Annotated in this window: 11 protein-coding genes; 7 read left to right on the forward strand and 4 right to left on the reverse strand. The window is 73.3% G+C overall.

Translation table 11 applies throughout. The features are described 5' to 3' along the window. Nucleotides 1-12 precede the first annotated feature (12 nt). Nucleotides 13-930: a LysR substrate-binding domain-containing protein gene (locus AB0398_RS28815; protein WP_366378565.1), complete on the reverse strand. Its 918-nt coding sequence runs from the start codon at nucleotides 928-930 to the stop codon at nucleotides 13-15. A gap of 96 nt (nucleotides 931-1,026) precedes the next feature. Here AB0398_RS28815 and AB0398_RS28820 point away from each other — a divergent pair, with 96 nt between their 5' ends. From AB0398_RS28820 to AB0398_RS28850, 7 genes are all read left to right on the forward strand, one after another. Beyond that, complete coding sequence (locus AB0398_RS28820) at nucleotides 1,027-1,752, forward strand: succinate dehydrogenase (RefSeq protein ID WP_366378566.1); 726 nt, start codon at nucleotides 1,027-1,029, stop codon at nucleotides 1,750-1,752. A gap of 2 nt (nucleotides 1,753-1,754) precedes the next feature. Then, the gene (locus tag AB0398_RS28825) at nucleotides 1,755-3,701 is read left to right on the forward strand and encodes a fumarate reductase/succinate dehydrogenase flavoprotein subunit (RefSeq protein WP_366378567.1); all 1,947 of its coding nucleotides are present in this window, start codon (nucleotides 1,755-1,757) and stop codon (nucleotides 3,699-3,701) included. Further along, nucleotides 3,698-4,447 carry a succinate dehydrogenase/fumarate reductase iron-sulfur subunit gene (locus AB0398_RS28830; protein WP_366378568.1) on the forward strand — a complete coding sequence of 250 codons (750 nt, stop codon included), beginning with the start codon at nucleotides 3,698-3,700 and terminating at the stop codon, nucleotides 4,445-4,447. Before AB0398_RS28825 ends, AB0398_RS28830 begins: the two co-directional genes overlap by 4 nt. Before the next feature lie 292 nt (nucleotides 4,448-4,739). After that, on the forward strand, nucleotides 4,740-5,129 hold the full coding sequence (locus tag AB0398_RS28835; protein WP_366378569.1) for a tyrosinase cofactor: 390 nt from the start codon (nucleotides 4,740-4,742) through the stop codon (nucleotides 5,127-5,129). Between the two features lie 23 nt (nucleotides 5,130-5,152). Further along, entirely contained in the window at nucleotides 5,153-5,980 is an 828-nt protein-coding gene (locus AB0398_RS28840) for a tyrosinase family protein (protein WP_366378570.1), read from the forward strand. Between the two features lie 198 nt (nucleotides 5,981-6,178). Beyond that, nucleotides 6,179-7,687, forward strand: coding sequence for an MFS transporter (locus AB0398_RS28845; protein ID WP_366378571.1), 1,509 nt, complete (start codon nucleotides 6,179-6,181; stop codon nucleotides 7,685-7,687). Nucleotides 7,688-8,059: 372 nt separating this feature from the next. Continuing rightward, the gene (locus tag AB0398_RS28850; RefSeq protein ID WP_366378572.1) at nucleotides 8,060-9,877 is read left to right on the forward strand and encodes a lysyl oxidase family protein; all 1,818 of its coding nucleotides are present in this window, start codon (nucleotides 8,060-8,062) and stop codon (nucleotides 9,875-9,877) included. 30 nt (nucleotides 9,878-9,907) lie between these two features. Here AB0398_RS28850 and AB0398_RS28855 read toward each other — a convergent pair whose 3' ends face one another. The 3 genes from AB0398_RS28855 to AB0398_RS28865 all read right to left on the reverse strand — a co-directional run bounded on the left by AB0398_RS28855 (nucleotide 9,908) and on the right by AB0398_RS28865 (nucleotide 14,462). Continuing rightward, nucleotides 9,908-10,609 carry a GNAT family N-acetyltransferase gene (locus AB0398_RS28855; protein WP_366378573.1) on the reverse strand — a complete coding sequence of 234 codons (702 nt, stop codon included), beginning with the start codon at nucleotides 10,607-10,609 and terminating at the stop codon, nucleotides 9,908-9,910. Between the two features lie 79 nt (nucleotides 10,610-10,688). After that, nucleotides 10,689-11,804: a M23 family metallopeptidase gene (locus AB0398_RS28860; protein WP_366378574.1), complete on the reverse strand. Its 1,116-nt coding sequence runs from the start codon at nucleotides 11,802-11,804 to the stop codon at nucleotides 10,689-10,691. Nucleotides 11,805-12,077: 273 nt separating this feature from the next. Continuing rightward, nucleotides 12,078-14,462: an excinuclease ABC subunit UvrA gene (locus AB0398_RS28865; RefSeq protein ID WP_366378575.1), complete on the reverse strand. Its 2,385-nt coding sequence runs from the start codon at nucleotides 14,460-14,462 to the stop codon at nucleotides 12,078-12,080. Nucleotides 14,463-14,470: the final 8 nt, after the last annotated feature.

A 14,470-nucleotide genomic window follows, 5' to 3' on the forward strand; every position in this document is an offset into this window, starting at 1 on the left:
GGGGGCGTAGGGTCAGGCGGGCGCGCGCCCCGGTCCGGCCCCCGGCCGTACCTTCCGGGAGGTCAGCAGGATCCGCTGGAGCTCCCGCGCGGCCCTCGGCGGCGCCACGTCGCTGCGGTGCGCCAGCGCGATGGTGCGGCGCAGGCCCGGCCGGGCGAGGGCCGTCACCCGCAGGTCGCGGCCGGCCCGCGCGGCGACCATCGCCGGGACCACCGCGAGCCCGAGTCCGGCCCGTACGAAACCGAGCACCGCGTCCAGCTCGCCGCCCTCGACGGTGAACGAGGGCTCGAAGCCCTCCGCCCGGCAGGCCGCCACCGTCAGCTCCCGCAGGTCGTAGCCGTGCCGGAACATCACGAGCGGCTGGTCGCGCAGGTCCGTGATCCGCACCGGACGCCGGGGCGCCGGCTCCGAGGCGGCCGAGACCACCACCAGGTCCTCCCGGAGCAGCTCGACCGTGGTCAGGGCGGGCGACGGGGTCGGCAGCGGCAGCACCACGAGGGCCAGGTCGAGCGCCCCGCGCGCCAGCTCCCGCACGAGGTCGTGCGAGCCGCCCTCCTCGATCAGGAGCTCGATCCCCGGGTGCAGGTCGTGGAAGGCCCGCAGCACGTCCGGCAGGAGCCCCGTGCACAGGCTCGGGGTCGCGCCGAGCCGCACCCGGCCCCGCTTGAGCTGGGCCAGCTCCTGCACCTCCAGACGGGCCGTCTCCGTGTCGGCGAGGATCCGGCGGGCCAGCGGCAGCAGGGCCTCCCCGGCGTCGGTGAGCGTGATGTTCCCCCGGGCCCGGCTGAACAGCTCCGCGCCCAGCTCCTGCTCCAGGGCCTTGATCTGCTGGGAGAGCGAGGGCTGCGAGACGTGGACCCGCTCGGCGGCCCGGGTGAAGTGCCGGGTCTCGGCCACGGCGACGAAGTAGAGGAGCTGCTGGAACTGCATGGTCCCAGCGTAGGCGATACGAATAGGGAGAGCCTATCGAGATCAGCCGGACCATGTCTTGGACCTCTCGGGGTCTCCGGCCTTAGCGTCATGAACATGGCTCTGGCACCCACGGGGAACCGGACGAAGGACCGCCCGCCGTCCCCCACACCGTCCCGCGGATTCCTCTCCTCGACCCTCGGCAAGAAGACGGTCATGGCCGTCAGCGGGCTGATCATGCTCGGCTACCTCGTCGCCCACGTCGCCGGAAACCTCAAGGTCTTCTTCGGCCCCGAGGAGTTCAACGAGTACGCCCACTGGCTGCGCGTCATGGGTGCCCCGCTCCTGCACCACGAGTGGGCCCTCTGGGCCGTCCGGATCGTGCTCGTCGCCGCCGTCGTCGCCCACGCCGTCTCCGCGTACCAGCTCAGCCGCCGCGACATCGGGGCCCGCCCCGTCGGCTACGTCCACCGCCGCAGGCGGGCCTCGTACGCCACCCGCACCATGCGCTGGGGCGGGATCATCCTCGCCCTCTTCATCGTCTGGCACGTCCTCGACCTGACCACCGGCACCGTCCACACCGGCGGCTTCGAGGAGGGCAAGCCCTACCAGAACGTCGTCGACACCTTCTCCACCTGGTACGGCAACGTCATCTACATCGTCGCCATGCTCGCCGTCGGCCTCCACGTCCGCCACGGCTTCTGGAGCGCCGCCCAGACCCTGGGCGTCGGCAACGCCCGCCGCGAACGCCTCCTCAGGACCCTGGCCAACGGCCTCGCGCTCGTCCTGACCGCGGCCTTCGTCTCCATCCCCGTCGCCGTCATGACCGGAGTCGTGAGCTGACCATGAGCTTTGTCGATTACGCCGTCGGCGAGCCGATCGCCGACACCAAGGCCCCCGCCGGACCCGTCGCCGAACGCTGGGACACCCGGCGCTTCGAGGCGAAGCTGGTCAACCCCGCCAACCGCCGCAAGCACCGGATCATCGTCGTCGGCACCGGCCTGGCCGGCGGCTCCGCCGGCGCCACCCTGGCCGAGCAGGGCTACCACGTCGTCCAGTTCTGCTACCAGGACTCCCCGCGCCGCGCCCACTCCATCGCCGCCCAGGGCGGCATCAACGCCGCCAAGAACTACCGCAACGACGGCGACTCGGTGCACCGCCTCTTCTACGACACCGTCAAGGGCGGCGACTTCCGGGCCCGCGAGTCCAACGTCCACCGCCTCGCCCAGATCTCCGTCGAGATCATCGACCAGTGCGTCGCCCAGGGCGTCCCCTTCGCCCGCGAGTACGGCGGCCTCCTCGACACCCGCTCCTTCGGCGGCGTCCAGGTCTCCCGCACCTTCTACGCCCGCGGCCAGACCGGACAGCAGCTCCTCCTCGGCGCCTACCAGGCGCTCTCCCGGCAGATCGCCGCCGGACACGTCGAGATGCACCCCCGTACGGAGATGCTCGACCTGATCGTCGTCGACGGGCGGGCCCGGGGCATCGTCGCCCGCGACCTGATCACCGGCGAGATCTCCACCCACTACGCCGACGCCGTCGTCCTGGCCTCCGGCGGCTACGGGAACGTCTTCTACCTGTCGACGAACGCGATGAACTCTAACGCCACCGCCGTCTGGCGGGCCCACCGGCGCGGCGCGTACTTCGCCAACCCCTGCTTCACCCAGATCCACCCCACCTGCATCCCGCGCACCGGCGACCACCAGTCGAAGCTGACCCTGATGAGCGAGTCGCTGCGCAACGACGGACGCATCTGGGTGCCCAAGGCCGAGGGCGACACCCGCCCGGCCGCCGAGATCCCCGAGGACGAGCGCGACTACTACCTGGAGCGCATCTACCCCTCCTTCGGCAACCTCGTCCCCCGCGACATCGCCTCCCGCGCCGCCAAGAACGTCTGCGACGAGGGACGCGGCGTCGGCCCCGGCGGCCAGGGCGTCTACCTGGACTTCGCCGACGCCATCCGGCGGATGGGCCGCAAGGCCGTCGAGGAGAAGTACGGCAACCTCTTCGACATGTACGAGCGGATCACCGCGGAGAACCCGTACGAGGTCCCCATGCGGATCTACCCCGCCGTGCACTACACGATGGGCGGGCTCTGGGTCGACTACGACCTCCAGACCACCGTCCCCGGCCTCTTCGCGATCGGCGAGGCCAACTTCTCCGACCACGGGGCCAACCGGCTCGGCGCCTCCGCCCTCATGCAGGGCCTGGCCGACGGCTACTTCGTGCTGCCCGCCACCATCAACGACTACCTCGCCCGCCACCCGCACGCCGAACAGGTCACCGACGACCACCCGGCCGTCCGCGAGGTCCTCGCCGAGACCGGCGACCGGCTGAACCTGCTGCTCTCCGTCGACGGCGACCGCACTCCCGACTCCTTCCACCGCGAGCTCGGCGAGCTCATGTGGGAGCACTGCGGCATGGCCCGCACCGACGAGGGGCTGCGCAAGGCCCTCGCCCGCATCCCCGAGATCCGAGAGGAGTTCTGGCGCCGGATCAAGGTCCCCGGCACCGGCGAGGAGTTCAACCAGTCCCTGGAGCGGGCCAACCGGATCGTCGACTACCTGGAGCTCGCCGAGCTGATGTGCCTCGACGCGCTCCACCGCGCCGAGTCCTGCGGCGGCCACTTCCGCGCGGAGTCCCAGACCCCCGACGGCGAGGCCGCCCGCCGCGACGAGGAGTTCGCCTACGCGGCGGCCTGGGAGTTCACCGCCCCGGACCGCGCCCCCGTCCTCCACAAGGAGGAACTGGCCTTCGAGTACGTCCACCCCACCCAGCGGAGCTACGCATGAAGCTCAACCTGCGCGTCTGGCGCCAGCGGAACGCCGACGCCGACGGCGCCATGGCCACCTACGAGGTGGACGGCATCTCCCCCGACATGTCGTTCCTGGAGATGCTCGACACCCTCAACGAGGAACTCACCCTGCGCGGCGAGGACCCGGTGGCCTTCGACCACGACTGCCGCGAGGGCATCTGCGGCGCGTGCAGCCTCGTCATCAACGGCGACGCCCACGGCCCCGAGCGCACCACGACCTGCCAGCTCCACATGCGCTCCTTCCGCGACGGCGACACCATCGACGTCGAGCCCTGGCGCGCCTCCGCCTTCCCCGTGGTCAAGGACCTGGTGGTCGACCGCTCCGCCTTCGACCGCGTCATCCAGGCCGGCGGCTACATCACCGTCCCCACGGGCTCGGCGCCCGACGCCCACGCCACGCCGGTCCCCAAGGCCGACGCGGACTCCGCCTTCGAGCACGCCGAGTGCATCGGCTGCGGCGCGTGCGTGGCGGCCTGCCCCAACGGCTCGGCCATGCTCTTCACCTCGGCCAAGGTCAACCACCTCAACGTGCTGCCGCAGGGCTCCCCGGAGCGCGAGACGCGGGTCCTCGACATGGTGGCCCAGATGGACGCGGAGGGCTTCGGCGGCTGCACCCTGACGGGCGAGTGCGCGACGGCCTGCCCGAAGGGGATCCCGCTGCCGTCGATCTCGGCGATGAACCGGGAGTGGCTGCGGGCCCGGCGCAAGGCGGGCCGCGGCTGAGGCGGGATCCGGACAAACCAGGGGCGTGGGCTCCGCCACACGTCGCACCCCGGCGCGAAAGATCATTCACGGAAAGATCACTTTCTCCGTAAGATCTTCGCTCCGGGGTGCTTTCGCGTGCGCGAACAGCAAGATCAACTCCGTTCAAATCTGTACTTTACGTGGCAAGTTGACCACTTCGCGGCCAACCGCCCCACGGTGATTTCCGCCGCGCCGACATCCCCGGGTACTGATGACCCCTGCCGGGGGCATATGACCAACCCCCCGGTCGCACAGACCACTTGGGGGTTCCATGTCCAGCATCACCCGCCGCCGCGCCCTCGGCGTCGCGGCAGGCGCCGCGAGCGCCGTCGCCGTCCTTGCCCAGGCGGGCCCGGCCGCCGCCGCGCCCCGCGCCGCCGCCCCGGCGGCCGGCCCCGACCCCGCCTCCTTCGACGAGGTCTACCAGGGCCGCCGCATACGGGGCGGCCCCGCGCACGGCGGCGGCCACCACGGGGGACACCACGGCGGCGGCTACACCGTCACCGTCGACGGCCGGGAACTGCACGTCATGCGGAACGCCGACGGCACCTGGATCAGCGTGATCCACCACTACGAGCCCGTCGCCACGCCCAGGGAACTGGCCCGCGCGGCCGTCCGCGAACTCCGCGGCGCCCCGCTCGTACCCCTCACCCTCGGCTGACCGATCCAGGAGCAGGCACCACCATGACCGTACGCAAGAACCAGGCCGCCCTCACCGCCGACGAGAAGCGGCGCCTCGTCGACGCCCTCCTGGAGCTCAAGCGCTCCGGGCGCTACGACGCCTTCGTCACCACGCACAACGCCTTCATCATGGGCGACACCGACGACGGCGACCGCGTCGGCCACCGCTCGCCGTCCTTCCTGCCCTGGCACCGCCGCTTCCTCCTGGAGTTCGAGGCGGCCCTGAAGTCCGTCGACGCGACCGTCACCCTGCCCTACTGGGACTGGACCGCCGACCGCACCTCCCGCTCCTCGCTGTGGGCGCCCGACTTCCTCGGCGGCACCGGCCGCGCCCGCGACGGCCAGGTCACCGACGGCCCCTTCGCCCGGACCGGCGACCGCTGGCCGATCACCGTCCGCGTCGACGGGCGCGACTTCCTCCGGCGCGACCTCGGCGCCGGCGGCCGACAGCTCCCCACCCGCGCCGAGGTGGACTCCGTCCTCGCCATGGAGACCTACGACACCGCCCCCTGGAACAGCGCCTCCGACGGCTTCCGCAACCACCTGGAGGGCTGGCGCGGGGTGAACCTCCACAACCGCGTCCACGTCTGGGTCGGCGGCCAGATGGCCACCGGCGTCTCGCCTAACGACCCCGTCTTCTGGCTGCACCACGCCTTCGTCGACAAGCTGTGGGCCGACTGGCAGGCCCGCCACCCCGGCTCGCCCTACCTGCCGGCCGCGGGCACCCGGAACGTCGTGGACCTCCGCGACACCATGCGCCCGTGGAACGACGTGACCCCGGCGGACATGCTGGACCACACGCCCCACTACACCTTCGACACGGCGGCCTGACGGCCCCGGACCGCCTCCCCGGCCCGGGTGTCCCGCACGGGCACCCGGGCATTTGCCCACATCAACGGATGATCGAGGGGAAAAGGAGGAATCGGGAGGCTGCGCTCCGGGTACCCGGGTCTTCGCAGGCCGGGAGGCGCGCACGACCCGTGTCGCGCGCCGTCCACCGGGCCGCACCCGAGGGAACCAGGAGGACACGTGACCCGGCAAGAGGCGGCGCAGACCCCGTACGGGCAGCAGGACGAACCGGACCCGAACCGGTGGAAGGCGCTCGGCGTCTGCCTCGTGGCGGGGTTCATGACCCTGCTCGACGTGTCGATCGTGAACGTCGCGCTGCCCTCCATCCGCACCGGCCTCGACACCCCGGAGTCGGACCTCCAGTGGGTGCTCTCCGGGTACGCGCTCGCCTTCGGGCTCTTCCTCATCCCGGCCGGACGCCTCGGCGACGCGCGCGGCCGGCGCAGCGTCTTCATCGTCGGCCTCGCCCTCTTCACGCTGGCCTCCGCCTCCTGCGGGGCGGCCCAGACGAGCATGTGGCTGGTGATCTCGCGGCTGGCGCAGGGCGTGGCGGGAGGCCTCGTCTCGCCCCAGATCTCCGCGCTCATCCAGCAGATGTTCCGGGGCTCCGAGCGCGGCCGGGCCTTCGGCATGTTCGGCACCGTCGTCGGCATCTCCACCGCCGTCGGCCCCCTCCTCGGGGGCCTCCTGATCCAGGCGGCGGGCCCCGAGGAGGGCTGGCGCTGGGTCTTCTACGTCAACCTCCCGATCGGGATCGTCTGCCTGCTGCTCGCCCGGCGGCTGCTGCCCGACACGCCGGACGCCAAGCCGGTACGGCTCCGCCGCCTCGACCCGGTCGGCGTGGTGCTCCTCGGCGCGGCCGTGCTCGCCCTGCTGCTGCCCTTCGTCCAGTCCCAGCAGTGGCCCGGGAACGGCAAGTACCTGCTCGTCCCCGTCTCCGCCCTGCTCCTCGCGGTCTTCGTGTGGTGGGAGCGCCGCTGCGCCCGCTCGGGCAACGAACCCCTCATCGAACTGGAACTCTTCCGGGTCCGGTCCTACTGGCTCGGCTCGCTCCTCATCCTGCTCTACTTCGCGGGCTTCACCTCGATCTTCTTCGTCAGCACGCTCTACCTCCAGAGCGGACTGCACTACACCGCGCTCCAGGCCGGGCTCACCATCACCCCCTTCGCCCTGGGCTCGGGGATCGCGGCCGGGATCGGCGGCCGGCTCGTGGACCGCTTCGGCCGGCCACTGGTGGTGGTGGGCCTGGCGATGGTGGCGATCGGCCTCGCCGGGACGGCGTTCGCCGTGCACCAGGTGCCCGGCAGGGGAGCGGGCTGGGCCATGCTCGCCCCGCTGCTCCTCGCGGGGCTCGGCAGCGGCCTGGTGATCGCCCCGAACCAGACCCTCACCCTCTCCGAGGTGCCGGTGCGCCGCGCGGGCAGCGCCGGCGGAGCCCTCCAGACCGGCCAGCGGGTCGGCTCGGCGGTCGGCATCGCCGCGGTCGGCGCCGTCTTCTTCGGTCAGGTCGCCCAGGAGGGCTGGGCCACCGCCTACGACCACGGCCTCCTCGTCTCGATCGCCTTCGTCGGGGCCGCGCTCGCCGTCGCCGTCGCCGACGTGGTGGCGGGCCGCCGGGCCGCGGCGCGGGACGAAGCCGCCCCGCACGACGAGCCCGCTTCCCGCGGCGGGGCCGCCCCGCGCCGCTGAGACGGGCGACCGGGCGCGAACAGGCTGTTCCGTACGACCCGGCCGGCCCGTTCCGCCCGACCCGACCCGACCCGACCCGACCCGACCCGACCCGACCCGACCCGACCCGACCGGATCCGTTCCGTACGGCCCGGCCCGGCCCTCCCGTACGACCCGGCCGCCCCGCGCCGCCGCCCCTTCCGCCTTTCCCGTAGCGGCACTATTCGGCCAACATCCTGACGATTTCGGTACCCCGGACAACCGGGCGCCGGATCCCCTCCTCTCACCGCACGGACGCAGCGAGCGCCTCCCGCCGCGCCGGACGGACCTCCCGTCCCGCCGGACCGGGGCCCGCCGTCCGCCCCTTCCCACAGCGTCGAGAACGAGGGACCGATGACCACTACGCGCACCACCCGGCTGCGGCGGCCGCTGCTCGCCGGCACCACGGCCGTCGCCGCCATGGCCGTGACGGCCGGCTTCATGGCCGCCTCGCCGGAGCAGGCGACGGCCGCGACCGGGCCGAAGCTGAGCCTCGTCGCGGCGACCGGCTCGGTCACGCTCACCTCCTGGAAGGAGGAGCCGGGCGTCTACCTGGACCTGGGCACCTACCTGACCGCGGAGGGGACGCCGCTGGAGCTCAAGGTGACCCGGAAGTCCTACAAGGACCCGGTCGTCGTCACCCAGACCGTGTACGAGGGCGGCAAGGCCAAGGCGAAGGTGCTGCCCCAGGGCACCGTGAAGGACTTCTCCGGGCTGCCCGGCTTCGCCGAGATCACCCTCACCGACAAGGCGGGCAAGAAGGTCGTCAGCCGTACGGAGAGCTTCTGCCCGAACAACGCCAGCGGACGGATCCGGCCCGACGCGCCCTCCACCTCGAAGTATCCGGAGAGCTGCCCCACCAACCCCTTCACCCTCGGCTCCGTGTGGGGCGTCGAGAAGGGGTGGGCCTCCAACACCTACGCCGGTTCCTACACCCAGCCGGTGAAGCTCGCCGCCGGCACGTACACGGCCAAGGTCGGGGTCGCCAAGAAGTACCGGGACCTCTTCGGCATCGCCGACAAGCCCGCGACGGTGAAGGTCACCGTCCAGGAGCGCAGCTGGGAGGAGGGCAACGGACTCGCCGCCGCCCGCTCGGCCGCCGCCGGGGAGCACGCCGGACACGGTACGGCCGGAGGACACGCCGGGCACGGCACGGCCGGGGAGCACGCCGGGCACGGCGCCGCCCACCAGGCCCCCGCCGGGCACGCGCACGGACCGGTGAAGCCCGTCCAGGCCGGCGCGCCGGAGACCAGCGGCGCCACCCCCTCGTACAACGTGGGCCACGGACCGCTGAAGGCCGCGCCCCCGGCCCTGCCGTGGGCGCTGAAGAAGCAGCAGGCCGCCCTCGCCGGGGCGCAGGGCGCCGACGCGGCCGGGGCGCGGACCGGCGACGCGACCGGGCAGACCGACGGCTCGCGCAAGGCTCCCGCCCTCGTGCCGGCCGCCAAGCGGCCCACCGGCAAGGCCTCCGTCCCGGACGTCCCCAAGCCCGACCTGCGGTCCCTGCCGGCGTACGGCATCACCATCAGCGACGGCACGGAGAACATCCCCGGCAAGGACTACCTGGCCTTCAGCGCCAACGTCTGGAACGCCGGACCGGCCCAGCTCGTGGTGGACGGCTTCCGCTCGCCCGGCAAGGCCAAGATGGACGCCTACCAGTACTTCTACGACGCCAAGGGCAAGCAGGTCGGCTACACCCCGACCGGCACCATGGAGTGGGACCCGCGCCCCGGCCACGTCCACTGGCACTTCACCGACTTCGCCAGCTACCGGCTCCTGAAGGCCGACAAGAAGGAGGCGGTCCGCAGCGGCAAGGAGGCCTTCTGCCTGGCCAACACCGACGCCGTCGACTACACCGTGAAGAACGCCAACTGGCACCCGTTCAACACCGACCTGGCCACCGCCTGCGGCCAGGAGAACTCGATCTCCGTCCGCGAGGTCCTCGACGTCGGCTCCGGCGACACCTACACCCAGGACCTGCCGGGCCAGTCCTTCGACATCACGGACGTGCCCAACGGCACCTACTACATCCAGGTCCTGGCCAACCCGGCCAAGCGGCTGAAGGAGACCAACCTCGACAACAACAGCGCCCTGCGCAAGGTCGTCCTCGGCGGCAAGCCGGGGAAGCGGACCGTGACGGTCCCGGCGCACGACCTGGTGAACGCGAACTGACCGCGGGCACCGTGCACGCCGGGGGAGCGGTCACGGGGTGCGGAAGCCCTGGAAGGTCACGTGCTTCCGGGTGGTGAAGCCGAGCCGCTCGTAGAGCGCGATCGCCGCCGTGTTCTTCTCGGCGACGTGCAGGAAGGGGCGCTCGCCCCGGGCCAGGACCCGGTCGGCGAGCGCGTCCACCAGGCGGGCGGCGTACCCCCGTCCGCGTACCTCGGGATCCGTGCAGACGGCGCTGATCTCGGTCCAGCCCGGCGGCCGGAGCCGTTCGCCCGCCATGGCCACCAGCCGGCCGCCGTCGCGGATCCCGAGGTAGGTGCCGAGTTCGCGGGTGCGCGGCCAGAACGGCCCCGGCCGGGTGCGCGCGATCAGGTCGAGCATCTCGGGCACGTCGGCCGGGCCGAGTTCGACCACACCGGCGTCGTCGGCGCCGGAGGCCCCGCCGCCGGACCGGAGCATCTGCCGGCCTTCGAGCACGAAGACCGGCTCCCAGTCCGGCGGCGGGACGGCCGGGCAGCTGAACATGTCGGCGAAGGCGTCGCGCCCGAGGAGCCGCGCGAGGTCGGCCCAGTCCGCCGCGTCCGCGTCGGCGGGTATCGCCGAGAAGGTCGCGACCTCCGACAGGTAGGTGGCGGCCCGGCCGTGCCGGCGGCCGAGCTCCGCGTGACGGCCGCGCAGCGACTCGCCCACCGGGTCGTCGAGCACCGCGAGGCCGTCGCCCCCGTCGTTCGTCATCGTGTGTCGCCTTTCCTCGGAACCGCCCGCCACTGTTCCACAGGGCCCGGGGAGCGCCGCCGAGGGGTCCGGGATCCGGTCAGCCGGTGCGGTTGTAGAGCGCCGTGCCGGGGCAGGCGGTGACGCCCAGGCGGGCGCCGCAGCCGGAGTACTGGGCGGAGCCGTTCCACCACGTCCAGCCGCCGATGGTGCGGCCGTTGAGCCAGGTGTACTGGCCGACGTAGTTGGCGTCGTAGGTGCGCAGGCTCCAGTGCACGTGGGCCCCGGTCGCGGAACCGCCGGCGCAGGTGTCGGTGCCGATGCTGCCGAGCCGGGCGCTGCGGGCGATCGACGTGCCGTTGTAGTAGGTCGTGTTCCGCATGTGGTAGTAGTCCGTGGAGAAGCCGCCGGGGTGGATCACCCGGGTCCAGCCGCCGCCGGCGCCGCACATCGAGGTCGCCGTGCCCTCGCGGGAGGAGCGGACCAGGCCGCTGGCGTTGCCGCCGGCGAAGTCGAGGGCGCTCCAGTACCCGGACCCGCTGTCGTGGGCGTGCGGGCCGCCGGTCAGGGTCATGTAGTAGTCCGGCATCCAGGGCAGCAGCAGTCCGTTGACGTTGGCCTGGGCCCCGGCGGGCGAGACCTGTTCCGGATGCGCGTCCAGGGGGCGCGTCCGGGGCGCCGCCGCGCGCTCGGCGTACGCCGTCATGGTCCGCCGTTCCGCCGCGCCGACCAGCGGGGACTCGGCCACCTGGTCGGCGAACTCGCGGTCGCCCTCCAGGCCCGGGACCCATCGCCCGTTCTCGCGGTGGGCGAGGTAGAGCCAGCCCTCCGGCGCGCCGTGCCGCGCGCGCGAGGCCTCGACGTAGGCGACGCCGCGGGCCCAGTCGCGCGAGACGGCGCGCACGTCGACGACCACCTTGCGGCCCTCGGCGGCGAGCTTGCCGACGGCGGTCGCCGGGGCGAGGCCCTCGGCGTCGTGGGACCGGGAGAGGACGTCGGCGGAGACGGCGTCCACCAGCGCCGCGCGGTCGGCGCCGAGGCGGTCGGCGAGGGCGGCCGGCATCTTCACGGTGACGCCGGCGGACGGCGACCCGGCGGCGGTCGCGGAGGCCGCGGCCGGGGCCGAGGGGGGCGTCGGCGCCGAAGGGGCGGCGGCCAGCAGGCCGGTGACGGCGAGGGCGGTGACGGCGATTCTCACGGGGAGGCCGGAGAGCACGGGCGGTGTTCCTTTCACGGAGGAGAAGGGCCCGCCGGGAGACGGGCGCCGGTGCGGTGCGGTGCCGGAGGGAGCGGGAACGAGTGGGAACCCGGGGGAGGCGAGAGCGCGAAGCGCGTCCGCGCACGACATGACCCCCCGTCATTTTGTCGTGTACCTGCCCGAGTCTGGCGTCCCTTGTCAACGCGCGTCAACCGTGTCAAGGCGTCGTCATTGATCGGCCCAATGACGGTGGTCGGTCCGGTGGCGGCGGCGGCACGGCGGTCGGCCGCCTCAGGCGCGGTGCGGGGCTCCCCCGGAGAGGGCCCGGGCCAGATACGGCGCGGTGCGGCTGTCCGCCGCCCCCGCCACCCGCTCCGGAGGACCCTCGGCCACGATCCGGCCGCCCCGGTCGCCGCCGTCCGGGCCCATGTCGATCACCCAGTCCGCGGTGGCGACCACGTCCATGTCGTGCTCGACGACGACCACCGAGTGCCCGGCGTCCACCAGCCCGTGGAGCTGGCGCATCAGGACCTCGACGTCGGCCGGGTGGAGCCCGGTGGTCGGCTCGTCGAGGACGTACAGGGTGGGGGAGCGGTGCGGCCGCTGGAGCTCCGAGGCGAGCTTGATGCGCTGGGCCTCGCCGCCGGAGAGCTCCGTGGCGGGCTGGCCGAGCCGCAGATGGCCGAGGCCCACGTCGAGGAGGGTGCGCAGGCTCCGGGCGGCGGCCGGGACGTCCGCGAGGAAGGCGGCGGCGGACTCCACGGTCAGGTCCAGGACCTCCGCGACCGTGCGGCCGCGCAGCCGCACCCGGAGGGTCTCGGGGTTGTAGCGGGCGCCGTGGCAGTCGGGGCAGGGCGCGTACGTGCTGGGCAGGAAGAGCAGCTCGACCGAGACGAACCCCTCGCCCTGACAGGTCTCGCAGCGCCCGCCGGGCACGTTGAAGGAGAAGCGCCCCGCCTTGTACCCGTGCGCCTTGGCCTCCTCGGTCTCCGCGAACAGCCTGCGGACGACGTCGAACAGGCCGGTGTACGTGGCGAGGTTGGAGCGCGGGGTGCGGCCGATGGGCCGCTGGTCCACCGTCACCAGACGCCCGGCGCCCTCCCCCTGCCCGGTGAACGCGTCCACGAGCGCGTCCACGAGGGTGGACTTGCCGGAGCCGGAGACGCCCGTGACGGCGGTGAACACCCCGAGCGGGAAGGCCGCGTCCACCTCCCGCAGGTTGTGCCGGGTGACCGGACCCGTCCGCAGCAGGCCCGTCGGTTCGCGTACGGTCCGCGCGGGCGCGGGCTCCCGGTCGAAGAGGAAGCGGCGGGTCACGGACTCCCCGACGCCGGCCAGTTCGCGCGGCGGCCCGCTGTGCAGCACCCGCCCGCCGTGCACCCCGGCCCCCGGGCCGACGTCCACCAGCCAGTCGGCGTGCCGGACGACGTCGAGGTGGTGCTCGACGACGAAGACCGAGTTGCCCGCCGCCCTGAGCCGGTCGAGGACCACGAGCAGGGCCTCCGTGTCGGCCGGGTGCAGCCCCGCCGACGGCTCGTCGAGGACGTACACCACGCCGAAGAGCCCCGAGCGCAGCTGGGTGGCGAGCCGCAGCCGCTGGAGCTCGCCGTTGGAGAGGGTGGGGGTGGCGCGGTCCAGGCTCAGATAGCCGAGGCCGAGTTCGGTCACCGTCCCGATCCGGGCGACGAGGTCCTCGGTGAGCACCCGCGCGGTCTCCGTCGCGTCCGCCCCTGCCGCCGCCGTGGCGAGGACCCCGGCCAGGGCCGTCAGCGGCAGCGCGGCCAGCTCCGCGACGTTCCGGCCCGCGAAGGTGACCGCGAGCGCCTCGGGCCGCAGCCGTCCGCCGCCGCACACCGGGCAGGGCGCGCTGGTGAGGAAGCGTTCCGCCTTGGCGCGCAGGGCCGGGCTCCTGGAGTCGGAGAAGGTGCGCAGGACGAGCCGCCGGGCGCTCGTGTACGTGCCCTGGTACGGGCGCTGGATCCGCCCCGCCTCCCGTACCGGGTGCACCGTGACGACCGGCTGCTCGTCCGTGAACAGGATCCACTCCCGGTCCTTCGCGTCCAGCTCCCGCCACGGCCGGTCGACGTCGTACCCCAGGGCGTCGAGGACGTCCCGCAGGTTCTTCCCCTGCCACGCGCCGGGCCAGGCGGCGACGGCCCCCTGACGGATCGACAGGTCCGGATCGGGGACGAGGAGTTCCTCGCTGGTCTCGTGGATCCGCCCGAGCCCTTGGCACGAAGGGCAGGCGCCCGCCGCCGTGTTGGGGGAGAAGGCGTCGGAGTCCAGTCGCCCGGCCCCCTCCGGGTAGCGGCCGGCCCGCGAGAGCAGCATCCGCAGCGAGTTGGACAGGGTGGTGACGGTGCCGACGGAGGAGCGGGTGTTCGGCGACGACCGCCGCTGCTCCAGGGAGACCGCCGGCGGCAGTCCGGTGATCTCGCCGACCGAGGGCGCCCCCACCTGGTGGATCAGCCGCCGCGCGTACGGCGCCACCGACTCGAAGTAGCGCCGCTGCGCCTCGGCGTAGACCGTGCCGAAGGCGAGCGACGACTTGCCGGAGCCGGAGACCCCGGTGAAGACGACGAGCGCGTCCCGGGGGATGTCGACGTCGACCCCCGCGAGATTGTGCTCACGGGCACCGCGGACGCGGACGTACGGATCGTGGGGGCTGTCGTGCATGATCCGAT

Source organism: Streptomyces sp. NPDC086147 (assembly GCF_040702165.1).
Taxonomy (GTDB): domain Bacteria; phylum Actinomycetota; class Actinomycetes; order Streptomycetales; family Streptomycetaceae; genus Streptomyces.